This is a genomic window from Blautia sp. DFI.9.10 (assembly GCF_024461705.1).
GTDB classification, from domain to species: Bacteria; Bacillota; Clostridia; order Lachnospirales; family Lachnospiraceae; genus Blautia_A; species Blautia_A fusiformis.
Window position 1 is genome coordinate 1 of sequence record NZ_JANGAA010000039.1, and the last position, 16,329, is coordinate 16,329.

14 protein-coding genes, 1 tRNA gene and 1 pseudogene are annotated in these 16,329 nt (G+C 43.1%); 2 read left to right on the forward strand and 14 right to left on the reverse strand.

Annotation, left to right across the window (positions count from 1 at the left end; genetic code table 11):
* Positions 1-179: 179 nt before the first annotated feature.
* The 7 genes from NE671_RS15295 to fba form a co-directional block, all read right to left on the reverse strand.
* Complete coding sequence (locus tag NE671_RS15295) at positions 180-1,877, reverse strand: extracellular solute-binding protein (RefSeq protein WP_173740982.1); 1,698 nt, start codon at positions 1,875-1,877, stop codon at positions 180-182.
* Positions 1,867-3,570 (reverse strand): sensor histidine kinase, encoded by a 1,704-nt coding sequence (locus NE671_RS15300; RefSeq protein ID WP_173740981.1) that lies wholly within the window; start codon positions 3,568-3,570, stop codon positions 1,867-1,869. Before NE671_RS15300 ends, NE671_RS15295 begins: the two co-directional genes overlap by 11 nt.
* Positions 3,545-5,083: a response regulator transcription factor gene (locus NE671_RS15305; RefSeq protein ID WP_059085412.1), complete on the reverse strand. Its 1,539-nt coding sequence runs from the start codon at positions 5,081-5,083 to the stop codon at positions 3,545-3,547. Before NE671_RS15305 ends, NE671_RS15300 begins: the two co-directional genes overlap by 26 nt.
* Before the next feature lie 89 nt (positions 5,084-5,172).
* Entirely contained in the window at positions 5,173-6,009 is an 837-nt protein-coding gene (locus NE671_RS15310; protein ID WP_021650827.1) for a carbohydrate ABC transporter permease, read from the reverse strand.
* Positions 6,009-6,857: a carbohydrate ABC transporter permease gene (locus NE671_RS15315; protein WP_110104281.1), complete on the reverse strand. Its 849-nt coding sequence runs from the start codon at positions 6,855-6,857 to the stop codon at positions 6,009-6,011. Before NE671_RS15315 ends, NE671_RS15310 begins: the two co-directional genes overlap by 1 nt.
* A gap of 118 nt (positions 6,858-6,975) precedes the next feature.
* A complete protein-coding gene (locus NE671_RS15320; protein ID WP_147603320.1) occupies positions 6,976-8,304 on the reverse strand; it encodes an ABC transporter substrate-binding protein in 1,329 nt (442 codons plus the stop codon).
* A gap of 276 nt (positions 8,305-8,580) precedes the next feature.
* Entirely contained in the window at positions 8,581-9,444 is an 864-nt protein-coding gene (fba, locus tag NE671_RS15325; RefSeq protein ID WP_015527136.1) for a class II fructose-1,6-bisphosphate aldolase, read from the reverse strand.
* 194 nt (positions 9,445-9,638) lie between these two features.
* Between fba and NE671_RS15330 the strand changes: the two genes are divergently transcribed.
* Positions 9,639-9,720: transfer RNA gene (locus NE671_RS15330), tRNA-Tyr, on the forward strand.
* Positions 9,721-10,550: 830 nt separating this feature from the next.
* On the opposite strand, the pseudogene NE671_RS16115 reads toward NE671_RS15330, so the two are convergent.
* Positions 10,551-10,838, reverse strand: a pseudogene (locus NE671_RS16115) (NAD(P)-dependent oxidoreductase); the annotation flags it as partial.
* Positions 10,760-11,149: a hypothetical protein gene (locus NE671_RS15340; protein ID WP_334297882.1), complete on the reverse strand. Its 390-nt coding sequence runs from the start codon at positions 11,147-11,149 to the stop codon at positions 10,760-10,762. The gene NE671_RS15340 and the pseudogene NE671_RS16115, both read right to left, overlap by 79 nt.
* 116 nt (positions 11,150-11,265) lie before the next feature.
* On the opposite strand from NE671_RS15340, the gene NE671_RS15345 reads away from it, so the two are divergent.
* Positions 11,266-12,189: a LysR family transcriptional regulator gene (locus NE671_RS15345; protein WP_173740979.1), complete on the forward strand. Its 924-nt coding sequence runs from the start codon at positions 11,266-11,268 to the stop codon at positions 12,187-12,189.
* A 386-nt stretch (positions 12,190-12,575) separates the two neighbouring features.
* Here NE671_RS15345 and NE671_RS15350 read toward each other — a convergent pair whose 3' ends face one another.
* From NE671_RS15350 to NE671_RS15370, 5 genes are all read right to left on the reverse strand, one after another.
* Positions 12,576-13,229, reverse strand: a complete 654-nt coding sequence (locus NE671_RS15350; protein ID WP_256164144.1) for a class I SAM-dependent methyltransferase — start codon at positions 13,227-13,229, stop codon at positions 12,576-12,578.
* A gap of 40 nt (positions 13,230-13,269) precedes the next feature.
* On the reverse strand, positions 13,270-13,971 hold the full coding sequence (locus NE671_RS15355) for a transglutaminase-like domain-containing protein (protein ID WP_173740977.1): 702 nt from the start codon (positions 13,969-13,971) through the stop codon (positions 13,270-13,272).
* Complete coding sequence (locus NE671_RS15360; protein ID WP_173740976.1) at positions 13,961-14,629, reverse strand: class I SAM-dependent methyltransferase; 669 nt, start codon at positions 14,627-14,629, stop codon at positions 13,961-13,963. Before NE671_RS15360 ends, NE671_RS15355 begins: the two co-directional genes overlap by 11 nt.
* 107 nt (positions 14,630-14,736) lie before the next feature.
* Positions 14,737-15,519: a ZIP family metal transporter gene (locus NE671_RS15365; protein WP_059085406.1), complete on the reverse strand. Its 783-nt coding sequence runs from the start codon at positions 15,517-15,519 to the stop codon at positions 14,737-14,739.
* Positions 15,520-15,687: 168 nt separating this feature from the next.
* Positions 15,688-16,230, reverse strand: coding sequence for a LamB/YcsF family protein (locus NE671_RS15370; protein WP_243148717.1), 543 nt, complete (start codon positions 16,228-16,230; stop codon positions 15,688-15,690).
* Positions 16,231-16,329 lie beyond the last annotated feature (99 nt).

Here is a 16,329-nt window from a genome sequence, read left to right on the forward strand (position 1 = left end):
TTTTAGCCGTCTCACGGAGCCCTAGTAGTATCCCCCGACGGAGTCCCTGCCCGGAGCGATGCCACCTTCCTCTGGCGTCCCTCAACCACATCCACCTCTCAAAACCTCAAAAACATCCCCGACTGCATCCACTCCCGGAGCGATGCCACCTTCCTCTAGCGTCCCTCTATACATCCGCCTCACGAGTCCACAAGCCCTTCCCGAACCCGCTCCGTAAGACTGTCTCCACCCTTACGATACCAATCTTCCACAAAAGAGTCAAAAGAGCTCACAGGCATCCTCCCCATAATGATCTGGATAAATGCGTTCTTCTCCAGCAAACGCAAAGTCTGAGGAATCTCCCCGTCACCATCCCCCAGATACTTCTTCTCCGGAGCACGGTAATTCGCATCCACCAGAAGCCCCACCGCCGAAATCCTGGACTTATACGCCGCCCAGGCCTCTACCGAAGGCACCTCCGCCTCAAGATACTCCTTACACGCATCAAAATAAGACGCCTCAATGGCACTGAGATCCTCCCTGGTCTTCTCATCGCCCGGACTGTAAAGAACCTCACGGATATGCTTTGTCACTATATAGGTAGCCTCATTATAATCTACATTGATCATTAGCGGACGCGCCGTAGGATCCACATTCAAGGCAAAATAAGTGTTCATCTCATCCGCATCCTCTGCCTCATATCTGGAATGGTCAAACAACACACTCAAAATCTTCATTGCGATCTCCGGATGCTCATACCCTTTACGCACAACTACATATTTATTATCTCGAAATGTAGAGTATACCTCCACAGTCCGCTTTACATCCGCAGTCAGATAATACGGTTCCCAGTCTGCCTCTTTATTCTTCCGATACTCATCCATAAGAGGATTATTCGGAGTCCACCAGAGCCCGAAAAACGCTCCGCATTTTCCATTCACCACAAGATCACGGATATTATTCTGTGCACGTAAAGCAAAATCCGAATCCAGTATTCCCTGCCTGTAAAGCTCTCTGAGATACCCCAGAGCCTCCTTTGTCTCCTCCGTCAGCGATCCATAGACAATTTCTCCATCTGCATTTTCAATCCACTGCTGCGGATATGCCCCGAACTTTTCAAACACAGAGTCCACCGAATAGCTGGTGCTGACCGTGCCCACAAGTCCCGGATCACAGACAAGTCCCACAGGATCTTCACCATCCTCTGCACCCATCCGGTTTTCCTGAAACGCACGGATCACTGAAAAAGCCTCTTCCAGTGTCTTCGGTTCTTTCAGTCCCAGCTGCTCCATCCAGTCATGTCTCAGCCATAAAAGCTGCTGCCCATCATCAATGGCAGTCTCCGGAAGTGCATACAGTTTTCCGTCAAAAGTCCCGGATGCCAAAAGTTCCTCTCCATAGCTCTCATACATTTCCTTTATTTTATCGGAAGCGCAGCTTTTGTATACTTCCGTCAGATCCTCGATAAGATCATTTTCAACCAGTTCTTCCAGAGTTTCCCTGTCCGACACCAGAAAAATATCCGGAAGATTCCGATCTTTGACCAAGATGTTCAGGGCTTCGTCATACCGCTCCTCACTCTCCATAAAAACATTCTTATTCTGAATATTCAGTGTTTTTTTCAGATACCGGGTATATGCATTGTCCTCATAAGTCTGCCCGTCCGGAAGATTAGAATTATTAGCCCCTTTCATCTGTCCCAGAGTATAAGTTACAAGCTCCGGATATTTCCCCAGAGGCGTGGTTTCTGCCTGTTCCCAGCTCTTACTGCTCTTTTCGGACAGAACATCTATATCTGTTTTTTCCATTTCTGCAGTTCCTAAAGAACACCCCGTCAAAAGTGCCAGGCTCAGTATCGTACTCAGAAATACCACTGTTTTTCCCAGACTAAGTCTCATCTTTTTTTACCTCTTTCGGGATCTTCATATCAACGCTTGTCCCCTCACCTACCTTGCTCAGGATCCGGATGGCATATTTCTCTCCATATAAAATGCACATACGGTCATTGACATTTTTAAGGCCATAGCCTTTTGCCTGATATGTGAGCAGCTTTTCTGCCTGCTCCTGCTCCATCCCTATTCCGTTATCTTCAACCCGGATCACTACATCTCCATTCTCTTCAAAGAAATAAAGTTTCAGAAGCTTTTCCCCTTCCTCCTTCACATCCAGGCCATGCTCCAGAGCATTCTCAACGATGGGCTGCAGGGCAAGCTTCGGAACCAACTCCTGCTGAACAGACGGATCGATATTCCACTCCACCTTAAAATCATTGTCATGCATGATCAGCTGGATTTCCAGATAAGCTTCGATATTCCGAATACAGGTTTCCACAGTCACCATATCTGCTCCCTTACTGAGCGCTGTCCGGTAAAATGTAGATAATGCCAGTGTCACACGGCTGATCTCCTTCTGACGGCTCTTAATCGCCATCCAGTTTATAATAGAAAGAGAATTATAAAGAAAATGGGGATTGATCTGGGCAGTCAACGCTTTCAGTTCAAATTCCTTCAGAGCGATCTTATTTTCATACACTTCTTCGATCAGTCGATTAATTTCATCCATCATATGGTGAAAGCTTCTCACCAACTGTCCTACCTCATCTCCAGAATCACTGTAAACCGTAACTTCACGGCTTCCCTGGTTCACCTGTTCCATATTTCTGGTAAGCTGCTCAATCTTTCTGGTAAACAGCTTAGAAAACGTCATTCCAAGCACAATGATGATCACAACACAGAAGCCGATCAGTGGGATCTCACTGATCAATACTTTTGAAACCGAGCTCTCGATCACAGCCGGAGGTTTGTAAAAATAATAGGTCCATCTTGTTTCATGTCCGCTGCTGCTGACATAGGTATATTCTTCCCTCAGACGATCCAGCTTTTTTGCGGTTTCTTTCTGTGCTGAAATATCACTGGCCGCCAGATTTTCTCCATGATAGACGATATTTTGCTGATCATCCACCACAAAGCCTCCGGAATTCCGTTCAATAATATTAGCCAGAGGCTGGAATACTTTTCCGTAATCCAACAAAATACAGAGCACAGCCTCCCTGATCTTACCATCATATATTTCCCTGACTGCCGCGATCTGACGATTATCCCGGTCCACGATCCACTGAACCGTCACGGTATTATTTAATTTGTCACTCCACCATTCCCCATCAACCTCTGAAAGCGGAGCCAAGGTATATTCATGGCGCACGGGAATGCTTTCTGCAAAAAGATGTATCCCCAGAATTGCTTCGTGGTAGGATTTCGGCACCGTCAACAGCGGATCCACAACTTCCGTATACTGTTCATATGCAGTATAACGATCCATATCTTTGTTGAAGATCACCTCCTGGATTTCAGGAGAATAGGTAAGATAATTCAAAAGGCTGGCATAAATTTCGATCTGCCCGTCAATGTTTTCTCTGGTCTGCTCCAAAATGGAGTACATATCCTCCATCTCATTTTTCCGTACAAGACTACTCATACGACTGTGACTATACAGTGCCAACACAGTCATCGGCACCAGGGATACCACCACAAGAAGATTTGTCAGCTTGTACCGGTATTTCATATTATTATACTTCTTCAGAAGACTCTTCATCCTCATTGTTTCCTTTCCGATAGGACTCCGGGCTGCTTCCGTAATATTCCCGGAAGCTCCGGCAGAAATACGAAGAATTGGCAAATCCTACCTGCTCGCTGACCATGGCTACTTTCATGTTGGTGGTTCGTAGAAGCTCCTTGGCCTTTTCCATGCGGAACACACGGATAAAACGATTCAGGTTCATCCCCGTCTCCTTCTTGAAAATAAAGCTGAGATAGCCGGAAGAAAGATATACTTTTTCTGCCAGTGTTTCCAGATTCAGATCTTCCGCATAGTGATTGTAAATATAATTTTTGACTGCTGCCACCTCATCTCTGGATTCGCTCATGGAACGGTCCAGGAACTCCTCGTACTGGCGGATATTTTTTTCTGTAACCTCAATGATCTCCTGAATGGTAGAACAGCCATACAGATGATCCACCTCCAGATCCAGCCTGTGCTCTCCGGCAAAACGATTCTCCTGAAACAGCTCCCTTATCACATTGGAAAAAACAAATTTCACATACATGGCCGAAAACTGGGTATTGGACTGATATTTGGATGCCAGGCTGCGGAAATGGCTCCACAGCTGCTTCACATCCTTTCTGGAAATATCTTCTGAGATTTTTTCCATAAGCCTGGAATCCTGCTCCTCTTCTCCGGTATTTTTTTCCTCGTCCTCCTCGCTGGTGTAGACATGGATATCCGGATGATAAAATTTTTCTTCCATCTGCTGCTCCAGCTGTTCCATGATTTCCGGCAATTCCTGATATCCGTCAAAACGCCGGCTTACAGCCAGATGAAAGCGAACAGGATGAAGGCGCTTCAGAAGATTATAGACATTTTTTGCCACAAGGACATAATCACAGTACACATCCTTAAAAAGAAGCAAAGACTGACGGCCATTAAGATTCAAATAGAAGAAAGAACGGCGAAGCTCTTCCCGGATCTCAAGGGGAACCTCATCACTGGCAGAATCAAAAAAAGCTTCATCCGATTCAATAAGAATTGCACAGTGCCACTGCTCCCAGACAGAAAAATCCACAATTCCTTCCGCTTCCTTCAGACGCTCCTGATCTCCGGAATAAATGTAGCCCAACAGAAAATACTGCTGAAGAAAGCTCTTTTCTTTTATGGACTGCTGCTCTTTATTTTTCCGGGATGCGATCTCCTTCTGGATCTTCTGTATGGTGTCATGAAAGCGGTCCGGATCCACCGGTTTCAGTACATAATCCGTCACACCATAGCGGATCGCCTCCTGAGCAAAAGCAAAATCTCCATAACCGCTGAAAATGATAATTTCCAGATCCGGATATTCCTCTCTTGCTTTTTTTGAAAGCTCCAGACCATCCATATGCGGCATTTTGATATCTGTCAGCATCAGATCCACCGGATGCTTTCTCAGCTCATTTAATGCCAGCTTGCCATTAGCCGCCTCATAAATCTCCCACTCTCCCTCCTCCATAGACAGAAGAAAGCGGATTCCGTCACGTTCCAGTTTTTCATCATCTACCACCAAAACTCTGTACATTCCTCACCTCGCCAAATATGGCCTGATCCACGTAAAAGCACGCAGAGCAGGCCGTTTTTCTTTCATTTTAACATTATTCAACTAATTTGTCAGCCCTTAACAGCTCCTGCAACCACACCTTCAATGATATATTTCTGGCATGCAAGATAGAAGGCAATGATCGGAATGATGGAAAGAACAAGAACGCCCATCATCGCTCCCATATCAATGGTTCCGTAACCGCCCTTCAGATACTGGATGGCAATGGAAATGGTTTTATATTTCTTGATATCAAGTACCAGATATGGAAGAAGATAATCATTCCAGATCCACATGGTTTCCAGGATCGCTACAGTTACACAGGTCGGTTTCATAACCGGAAGAACCACTTTAAAAAATGTCTGGATCGGGGTACAGCCATCGATCATGGCAGCTTCCTCGATCTCGATCGGAATGGATTTTACAAAACCGCTGAACATAAATACCGCAAGTCCTGCTCCATATCCAAGATAAATGATAATCAGTCCCCACGGAGTATTCAGTTTCAGGATGTTTGCGATCTTGGAAAGAGTAAACATTACCATCTGGAATGGTACGACCATGGAAAACAGGCACAGCATGTACATGGTTTTTGTCAGCGTGTTGGTAACACGGTTGATGTACCAGGCACACATGGAGGTACAGAGCAGAATTACCGCAACAGAAAATACTGTGATAAATAATGTCCATCCAAATGCCTGGAAAAATCCGGTTTTTGTGAGACCATTTACATAGTTTTCCAGACCTACGAACATTTTATCCGTTGGGATCGCAAAGGGATAACGACTGATGTATGCTTTTTTCTTAAAAGAATTAATCAAAACCAGAAGGATCGGGAAAATATAAGCAACAGATACCACACTCAGGATCGCAGTCCACAGACCGCTGAATTTTACTTTTTTATTCATTACTGCTGTACCTCCTTACTTCTTGTGAGACGATTCTGGATCATGGCAATTGCTCCAACCAGGATAAAGAAGATCACGGCCTTCGCCTGTCCTACACCTTCCCATCCGGTACGTCCATAGAAGGTATTGTAAATATTCAGTGCAAGCATTTCTGACATATTGGAAGGCTCACCATTTGTAAGAGCAAGGTTCTGGTCAAAAAGCTTGAAGGAGTTGGTAAGTGTCAGGAAAGTACAGATGGTGATGGACGGCATGACCATAGGAATGATCACATGCTTCAGAAGCTGTCCTTTGTTCGCACCATCGATCTGTGCAGCCTCGATCAGTTCACCCGGGATATTCTGGATACCTGCAATGTAAATGATCATCATATATCCGATCTGCTGCCAGCACATCAGGATCACAAGGCCCCAGAATCCGTAAACAGAAGAATATGTAAGTGTTTTATTGATCTGAAGAAGCAGACCGTTTAACAGAAGCTGCCATACATAACCAAGGATGATTCCACCGATCAGGTTTGGCATAAAAAATACAGTACGGAATATATTGGTTCCTTTGATCTTCTTGGTCAGAAGCAACGCAACTGCAAAACCGATCACATTGATCAGAACTACTGATACAACCGTAAATGCGGTGGTGTACCATAATGCATGTCCAAAGGTTCCATCCTCAGTAAAAATCTTCACATAGTTCTGTAATCCCACGAATTTTGCATCCGTTACTGTGGTAAATTTACAGAAGGAAAGATATACGCCCATGATAAAGGGAACGATAAATCCAATGGTAAATGCCAGCAGGGTAGGCAGGACAAAAACCGGAAAATACTTTTTCATCATCTTATTCTGCATGTTTTCTCTTCCTTTCTCCTGAGGATGCATCCTTCCCTACTTTACACATCCTCTCTTCATTAAAAGAGGCAGGCGGAAACCGCCCACCCCTTCGTGATCACGTTTCAGTTATACCTTATCAGCCTTCATTTGCTGCTTTGTACTCTTTTGCCCATCCGTCAACAAATGCAGTTTTCACAGCATCCCACTCGCCGGTACCCTGTGCATACTCAAGCATTGCACTGCCGACCTGGTTTTTCCACTCTTCAGAAGGCATGGTTGTAAAGTTCCATGAAACCGGAGTTTTACCAGCTTTTACATATTCGTCGGCTGCTTTTACAAGCGGATTTGCAGACTCATAATTCTCATCAAAGGTCTTGAATGGTGTTGTAAATCCCATTTCCTGGCTTATAGATTCTCTTCCTTCATCACTTGTGATAACCCAGCTGAGGAAATCAAGAGTTGCCTGGATATCCTTCTCATCTGCTTTTTTGTTTACGCACCAGTAGTTCTCACTGCCTGTGCAAAGTCCCTGGTCCTCTTCACCATCTACACCAATATAGATTGGAAGCATTCCCATATCCTCGTCTGCTACTTCGTTATCTTTGATGTTATCATAAGCCCAGGTTCCATTCTGATAGAACACAGCCTCTCCAAGACCAAATTCAGCATTTGCATCATCGATAGTCTTGCTGGAAAGAAGGCTTGGCTCACAGGTAGAATCTGTGATATAAAGGTCAAACAGGTTCTTGAAGTTGTCAAGATAGGTCCCTTTGATCGCATCTGTGGATGTGATTCCGTCTTCTTTGTACTCATAATAGATTGGAAGGTTTGCAAGGTGTGTCTTGAAGCGCCAGTCACTGGAAGAATCAAAGCCTGCGGAAGTAAATGCACCGTCAACTCCAAGGTCATCTTTCTTAGCCTGGATATCATCTGCAACCTTCTTTAATGTCTCAAAATTGTTGATCTCATCTGCAGACTTGATCACAGCGCCATCCATCTCACAGTATTTCTTAAGAAGCGCTTTGTTGTAAATAATTCCATATGTTTCAATTACATAGGCGATACCGTCAACTGCACCGCTGTCATCCTTCAGTACGAAATCGTCACTCTCCACATTTTTATAAACATCGCTGTCTTTCAGGTCATAGCAATAATCCTTCCAGGATGCAAGTCCAACCGGTCCGTTAACCTGGAACAGTGTCGGAACCTCATCCTTGGCCATCTCTGATTTCAGAGTAGACTCGTAAGTTCCGGAAGCAGCTGTAACAACGGTAACCGGTACACCAGTCTCATCGGTGTATTTCTTTGCCAGGTCTGACCACTGATCTGCCTGCTCCGGTTTAAAGTTCAGATAGTAAACAGAACCTTCACTGTCATCCCCCTTTGCCATAGCCGGAACTGCCGGGATCATGGTAGCTGCCATTAATGCTGCAAGACCAAATGCTGTTGCTTTTTTCATTCTCATAATCGTACCTCTCCTTTACCTTAAATGATATTCAACTTGTTCTGAAGATATGCTTAAAACGTCCCTTTTGCATATCTCTGACCGATAAGCTTCAAATCAGCTTCTCGATTAACTTGATATTATTGTAAATCGAAGAGGTCATTTTCACTATATAAAAAAACCAAGAAACATGTTGATTTTTTTATATAGTGAAAATATTGACATTTTATCATGAAAAAAGAAGCCGGAACAGGCTTGCTCCCATTCCGGCTTCTTTCATATATTATTTTCGATTCATCATGCTTTATTGACAGATCCGAAAAGCTCCATTTTCTCTTTAACAGTAGCTTTGATCGCTTCTGCTCCAGGTGCAAGAAGCTTACGTGGGTCATATCCTTTACCCTGCTGATCTTTACCCTCTTCAATGTATTTACGTGTAGCTTCAGCAAATGCAAGCTGGCACTCTGTATTTACATTGATCTTGGAAACGCCAAGGCTGATCGCTTTCTTGATCATGTCTGCCGGGATACCTGTACCACCGTGAAGAACAAGCGGCATATCTCCTGTCAGTTTCTGAATAGCATCCAGAGTCTCAAAGCTTAAGCCCTGCCAGTTAGCCGGATATTTTCCGTGAATGTTACCGATACCAGCTGCAAGGAAGTTGATTCCGAGATCTGCAACTCTCTTGCACTCCTCAGGATCAGCGCACTCGCCCATACCAACAACACCATCTTCCTCGCCACCGATGGAACCAACCTCTGCCTCAAGAGACATGTTGTGCTCAGCAACGATCTTAACCAGCTCTTTAGTCTTAGCTACGTTCTCATCGATCGGATAATGAGATCCGTCGAACATAATGGAAGAGAAACCAGCCTCAACACATTTCAGGCATCCATCATAGCTGCCGTGGTCAAGATGAAGAGCAACCGGAACAGTGATGTTCAGCTCTTCCATCATACCGTTAACCATACCTACAACAGTCTTATAACCTGTCATGTATTTACCGGCACCCTCGGAAACACCAAGGATTACAGGAGAGTTGAGCTCCTGAGCTGTCTGAAGGATAGCTTTTGTCCACTCAAGGTTGTTGATGTTGAACTGACCAACTGCATAATGGCCTGCTTTTGCTTTTTTCAGCATTTCTGTTGCGTTTACTAACATGATAAAATCCTCCTAACCTGTATTAGGATACGGAAAAACCGTGTCCTTTATATCCAACCGTACTCATAATAGCAGATTTCCTTTGGTAAGTCCAGTATTTTACCAAAAATGCTGATGCTGTGGGAATTATTATTTTTTTTGAGAAAAAGCTTGCAATTTTATCAAATGTTATATATAATACATTTGTTGTTCACGGATGGATTCCCGAGTGGCCAAAGGGGGCAGACTGTAAATCTGTTGGCACCGCCTTCGAAGGTTCGAATCCTTCTCCATCCAGCGAATTTAGCTCTTACATCTTTGCGATGTAGGAGCTATTTTTTTGTGCAAAAAGAAAACCGCAAAGGGGCCGCAAAGCCGCGGCCCCTCTGCACACCCCTCGGGCTTTTTTTAAGGAGTTCTTGGTTGTGGATGAGGGGAGGGTGTTGACTTGTGTCTGTATGCTTGGATATTGGATGTGAGACGCTGTGCCGATCTGATTCCTGTATGCTTCGGTGTTGGATGCAGGGTGCTGTGCCGATCTGGTTCCTGTATGCTTCGGTGTTGGATGCGGGGTGCTGTGCCGATTTATTTTTTGGGGATACGGCCGGCTGCTTTATTGGTTATGGATTGTTTTGAAGCCGTTTTCTGTATGCTTCGGTATTGGATGCGGAACACTGTGCCGATCTGGTTCCTGTATGCTTCGGTGTTGGACGTGGAACGCTGTGCCGATTTATTTTTATATATTGTGTTTTTTGGGCACTAGGCAGAATGTACATTCGCTTCTATTCTCTGCTCTCTGCGGTTGAATTTCCAGCCGGGGATGTGGCAGCGGTATGGGCTGCTGCGGAGGAGGTGTGATACTGCTAAGGCTGCGGGGATCGGCGTTATTGAGACAGGGGCTGCTGTCTGAGCCAGAGGCGAGTTCTGCCCCTGTCTCAATGTTTTTAGCCGATTTCCGGAGCCTTAGCAGTATCCGCCGACGGAGCCCTGCCCGTACCGCTGCCACATCCCCGGCGTACGGTTCATTCCATCCACCACACAAAGAAAAAGACGGCCACCCCAAAAAGCGAGACAGCCGTCCTTTCCTCACACATCATACATAGGAAATCGAAACACCGAAAAAAAATCTATTTGTTAACTCTGTTAACCGTATTACCATCCAGAAAAGCCTTGATATTATCAACCGTAATATCCATAATCCTCTGTCTGGAAGCCTGAGCAGCCCAGGAGATATGCGGAGTGATGATGCAGTTTTTAGCCTTGAAAAGCGGATTATCCCCCTTGATCGGCTCAGTAGAAACAACATCAAGACCAGCAGCATAAACCTTCCCACTATTCAGAGCATCTGCCAGATCCTGCTCAACAACAAGCTGACCACGGCTGTTGTTGATAAGGATAACTCCATCCTGCTTCCTTTGTTTGCAAGAACGATAACATCTCCCGGCTGAGCCATATCCAGTGCTTTATGGAACAGAAGGTTATCTCCTGCCGGTGCATTTACTGTAAATGCAGTTCCCAGAAGTCTTGCCTTCGGGTTCAGCGGGAAAATACTGGAATCTACGGCAGCGATCTTTCCACAGTTATCATCAATATTTGCAACTGGAATTCCACGGAAGGCTTCTACTAATTCTTTTGACGGTCTTTCAAAGTTTCGTCTGATCCTACATCCTAATGCCATATGAAAACCTCTCTTCTTTTGATTTTCTTTTTTAATTGTATTTATCATATCATACAAGCTTACTATTGAATAACGAATAATTTCTCTGTATAATATAAATAATTTTTATATTATCAAAGCTTAAACCATCCTATAGACAACACCAAAGAAAAGGAGCTGTTCATATGAATCTTGCTGAAATCGAAACCTTTCTCACCATTGTAAATACCAAGAGCATCACCCGTACAGCGGATCTTCTTTTTCTTTCCCAGCCTACTGTCAGCCACCGGCTCACATCTCTGGAGAACGAACTGGGTTTTCCCCTTGTGATCCGTCAGAAAGGCCACAAGCAGGTGGAACTGACTGCCAAGGGAACGGATTTTATCATCCTTGCGGAACGCTGGATGTCTCTCTGGAAGGAAACTATGGAGCTGCAGCGCAATCAGGATTCCCTGCTGCTTACCATCGGCTGTACAGACAGCCTGAACGTAGCTATTTTCGCACCACTGTATGACAGGATCTTAAATGAGCAGACCAAGCTGGACCTGAACATCGAGTCCCATCACTCTTCAGAACTCTACGGTCTTCTTGGAGAACACAGCATTGATATCGGATTTGTCTACCATAAATTGCATTACAAGAATATTATAACAGAGAAAATCTTCGAAGAAAAACTTTATCTGATACAATCGGATCAGCCAGTGATTCCGGCTCCGGCAATACATACCGATGAGCTGGATCCATCCCTGGAGCTGTTTTTAAGTTGGGATGACAATTATCAGATCTGGCATGACCGCTGGCTTTCCTCCGCTTCCAGGCCTCACATTGCGGCAGATACCATCACACTTTTGGACCGTCTCTGGAAAAAACCGGGAAACTGGATGGTCGCACCACAGTCTGTGATCCTGGAGCTTTCCCATTACCGGCCTCTTTTTATCAGTGAACTGAAAAACACACCGCCAAACCGTGTCTGCTATAAGATCAAGCATAAATATCCAAAGTCCACCAGCAAACGTGCCGTGGAATTCTTCGAAAATGCACTGGAAGACTTTCTTGCAGAATCCACTCCGTCCTTCCCGATCGGCCAGGTATGGGAACGACAGAAATAAAAAAACGGCAAGCATAAGCCTGCCAGGAACATTCTCTGCTTTACCGTTTCTTCTTATATTATTTATACTAGGATTTTTGATCCACCGCTTTCCACCACATAAAGCAACAACGGGCTTCGACTTGTTTCAGCATATATCAAGAACCCTTTGTTTACAAGGATTTTCAGCATTTCCATGAAAAACAATATTTCGTCTGATTGCGTCTAATTTCTTCTCCTTTCACATAGTGGTATTTCTTTGTGTTAGTTTTATCTAACCTTTTCTATTATCTTAACATGAGAATCGAGCATTATCCAGACCTGAACGGACGGCAATAATCCATTTAGACAAAAATAAAGTTCCAGACTTATTATCTGAAACTTTATTATAAATCCAGCATCATTGCATTACTTCACACAACGGAAATATACCATAGAACCGTCAACATGGATATCCGTTTCTTTATATAGCTTTTGAAGGATATCTCTCAGCTCTTTCTCCGTCTGAAACGGTGGAGAAAACCACCCTTTCTTTGCAAGAATATTTTTTACCAGCCAATCTGTCCGTTTCGATTTTCCCCTGATATAAAAACAGGCAATGAAATCGCCGCCTGGTTTCAAAACACGCCATATTTCATGAAATGCTTTTTGCTTATCAAGAAATGTATGAAAACCATTCATACTGACAACGGTATCAACAGATTCATCCTCCATTTGCAGGTTTCCCACATCCCCCTGAATACATTTGATATGCGCATGACTACCAAGTCTTTTTCTGGCTTGTTCAAGCATATCCATGCTGTAATCAATACAAGTAATATGTGCATTTTTCAGAGAACTCCATTTGTTTTCCGTAAATACAGCAGTTCCAACCAGAACATCAAGAAGCTTTCCTGAAAAGTCATCAGGAACATATGATAAAACTTTTCGTGCTATATCATTATCATCCGTGCCACTCCAAAATAACTTAATATACAGTTTGCTGAAAATATTTCTTTGCGTAAGAACATCGTCATATATATTTTTTGATGTTTCATAAGCATTTTGTATTTTGTCTGCCATATTACCCTCCAAATTTAATTTTAATTCTAAAAGCTTAAAACTATCGTTCTCTAATCTTCCTGACATTACGATTCATGAGGTGTCTTCCAATATGTCTATAAGCAAATGCTTTAAAGGCTGAAATTTCTTGATGATGTTCCTTCAACAGTTCATCTGGACAATCATAAACACCAAAATCCTGATTGATTCCCTCGCTCTGAATATAAGTATTGTTCCTATCAAACTCAATAATGAGATTTCTGAAATCCTTGACTGCTACTCCATAACCGCAAAATGCACCTGTACATTCCGAATTTTGTTCCTGTAACTTCTTTATGTAGGTTTTATCCAAAATGAAAGCTTCCAGTTCGTACCACTGATTTTCGAAATTAATTTCTACCCAGCTATGGAAAATACTTTTTGGAGCATTACGGTAAACAAACCCGGTCATAGCCCCTTTCTGCAATCTTTTATCAATCGTAAAACCATGTACTCTGCATGGAATATTGCAGGCACGTAAAAGTGCCATAAATAAAGTTCCTTTTGTATTACATTGTCCATAACCATCTGCAAGTACTTTTGAAGCTGAAATTCCGTCATCAATATTATATCCAAATAAAACATCATCTCTTACATAGTTGTAGATTGCCTTAATCCTTTCAAATTCACCCATTTCCTTCCATTTCATATTTTGAATAAGTTTTTGAATTTCCGGATTAGAAAAATCAACCATTCGTGTTTCCCTAAGATACTTATCTTTCATTTCCTATCGCCTTTCCCATAGGTTTTCTCACAACACAATGCATTCGCATACCTTTACGAATTTCAAATTTTTCTACTTTTAATCCTGCTTTTTTGCAACATTTTATGACCACATCTCTTGTTGGCACTTGGACATCTCCATGTCCGCATATATTTGCCAACGGCATTTCCAATGTATTCATTAGCCATACCAATACTTTATTGTCACTGGTCACATCTCTCAGTATCAATCTTCCATTTGGGCGAAGACATCTTTTCACACTGTCAAAAAATGCCTGTGGATCCGGATAATGATGGAAGCTCATAGAACAAATAATTGCATCAAATGAATCCTTTTCAAAAGGAAAGTTCTCACAGTCTCCTACAACAAATGTTGCATTTGGAATATTTTTCTTTTTTGCCTGTTCAATCATGGCAGGAGTCAGATCCAGTCCTGTATAATGTCGGTCTGGATATTTTTCTGCTAATAAAGAAATCATCGGAGCAGGCCCACAGCCTGCATCTAATAAATCTCTAAATGGCTCCTTCTCTAATTCTTCCAGAATATCCGGATAATCTTTCTTGCACATTTCGTAAATGCCAGCATGGCTACTTTCATATCTTCCTGCTGCTTTTGTAAATTCTTTAATTGACAATTTTTTATATTCTTTATTTTTCATGCTTTTTTCTCCAATCACTGTACCTTTTTCGACTTGCATCCGCATTTCTTCATTTTTTTCATATAAGCATAAAACTGCTTATTCTCATAAGAATCATTCCTCTCCTCTTACCCCAGCGCCACATCCAAGATCATCATCAAACTAAATCCAATTGCAAAGAAAAGCGTACCGATATTCGAGTGCTGTCCCTGAGACATTTCCGGAATTAGTTCTTCAACCACGACATATAACATAGCTCCTGCTGCAAAGCTGAGTAAATATGGTAATGCCGGGATTACCAGCTGTGCGACAAGAATCGTCATTACTGCTCCAATCGGTTCAACGACTCCTGAAAGTACACCTCCCAGAAATGCCTTTCTCTTACTTTCACCCTCTGCCCTAAGCGGCATGGATATAATCGCTCCTTCTGGAAAATTCTGGATAGCAATTCCAAGTGATAAAGCAAGTGCACTTGTTGCTGTAATCTGTGCATTTTCAGCAAGAAATCCTGCATACATTACACCAACTGCCATACCTTCAGGGATATTATGTAATGTAACTGCCAACACCATCATCGTAGTACGGCCAAGTTTGCTTCTCGGTCCCTCTGCCTGATCACTTCCAACATGAAGATGGGGAATCAAATGATCAAGTGCGAGTAAAAATAATATACCAATCCAGAACCCAACAACTGCCGGAACAAACGATAAAGTTCCCATATTCTCAGATTGTTCAATTGCCGGAATCAGAAGACTCCAGATTGAAGCAGCAACCATTATACCTGCTGCAAACCCTGCAAGTGCACGTTGCAGTAACTTGCTAAGTGTTTTTCTCATAAAAAACACGCATGCTGCACCTAGCGTTGTTCCAACAAATGGAATCAGTATACCTTCAAAAACATTCATTAGCATTATGTATTCCTTTCTGTATAGTCAAAAGTACTTTCACATCGTTCTGTTGTTAGCTTTAACTAACTACCATGTATAAAAGAAACCGTGCAAAAAGCAAACTGTAATTTCACACGGTTTTCCTTATGTTTAAGTATATCACTTACGAAATCATATAACAATATAATTCTTTTAACAATTTACAAGAGAAAGATCATCCATGTATGCACAATCTGCAAAAATCTCAGATGCTGTGCGAAGTCCCTTGCTCTCAGCGATATCACCAAGAACTGCTCCTGCACAGTAATAAACGATCAGATTTTTGTCATACTCGCAGATTGCCTCACAGATCGCTGTGGAAATATCCTCGTCATACTGGCAGGCATTCCCCATTGCTCCATGAGGAGCGACATGCTGAAGCTTCATTCCGTAGCTCTTGGTAAATGCAGCCAGTGCTCCGATCTGGTATCTGACGTAATTCTTAACTTCATCATGAAAGAGAACCATCTTTCTTCGTCCAAAGCCAAGAAGATCCGGATATCCAGGATGGGCTCCAACCATAACGCCACGTTCCTTTGCCATGCGGACTACCTTATCCATTACCATCGGATCGCCTGCATGCCAGCCACATGCTACATTTGCTGTTGTGACATATTTGATGATCGCTTCATCGCCGCCAAGCTTATATGCACCAAAGCACTCACCCATGTCACTGTTTAAGTCGATACTGTACATGTTGCTACCTTCCTTTCTTTCTTTACTTGTTGAAAGTATAACATGGTGACATGCTCCCACCACTTAAATCTTACGATTTTGAAGTGGGGGCTTCCTGCT

Bases quoted from the DNA above. Each gene is read 5' to 3' on its own strand.
- NE671_RS15310 (WP_021650827.1), bottom strand. From the start codon at position 6,009: ATGAATAAAAAAGTAAAATTCAGCGGTCTGTGGACTGCGATCCTGAGT.
- NE671_RS15360 (WP_173740976.1), bottom strand. From the start codon at position 14,629: ATGAAAAATAAAGAATATAAAAAATTGTCAATTAAAGAATTTACAAAA.
- NE671_RS15350 (WP_256164144.1), bottom strand. From the start codon at position 13,229: ATGGCAGACAAAATACAAAATGCTTATGAAACATCAAAAAATATATAT.
- NE671_RS15340 (WP_334297882.1), bottom strand. From the start codon at position 11,149: ATGATAAATACAATTAAAAAAGAAAATCAAAAGAAGAGAGGTTTTCAT.
- NE671_RS15315 (WP_110104281.1), bottom strand. From the start codon at position 6,857: ATGCAGAATAAGATGATGAAAAAGTATTTTCCGGTTTTTGTCCTGCCT.
- NE671_RS15370 (WP_243148717.1), bottom strand. From the start codon at position 16,230: ATGTACAGTATCGACTTAAACAGTGACATGGGTGAGTGCTTTGGTGCA.
- fba (WP_015527136.1), bottom strand. From the start codon at position 9,444: ATGTTAGTAAACGCAACAGAAATGCTGAAAAAAGCAAAAGCAGGCCAT.
- NE671_RS15320 (WP_147603320.1), bottom strand. From the start codon at position 8,304: ATGAGAATGAAAAAAGCAACAGCATTTGGTCTTGCAGCATTAATGGCA.
- NE671_RS15300 (WP_173740981.1), bottom strand. From the start codon at position 3,570: ATGAAGAGTCTTCTGAAGAAGTATAATAATATGAAATACCGGTACAAG.
- NE671_RS15305 (WP_059085412.1), bottom strand. From the start codon at position 5,083: ATGTACAGAGTTTTGGTGGTAGATGATGAAAAACTGGAACGTGACGGA.
- NE671_RS15355 (WP_173740977.1), bottom strand. From the start codon at position 13,971: ATGAAAGATAAGTATCTTAGGGAAACACGAATGGTTGATTTTTCTAAT.
- NE671_RS15365 (WP_059085406.1), bottom strand. From the start codon at position 15,519: ATGCTAATGAATGTTTTTGAAGGTATACTGATTCCATTTGTTGGAACA.
- NE671_RS15345 (WP_173740979.1), top strand. From the start codon at position 11,266: ATGAATCTTGCTGAAATCGAAACCTTTCTCACCATTGTAAATACCAAG.
- NE671_RS15295 (WP_173740982.1), bottom strand. From the start codon at position 1,877: ATGAGACTTAGTCTGGGAAAAACAGTGGTATTTCTGAGTACGATACTG.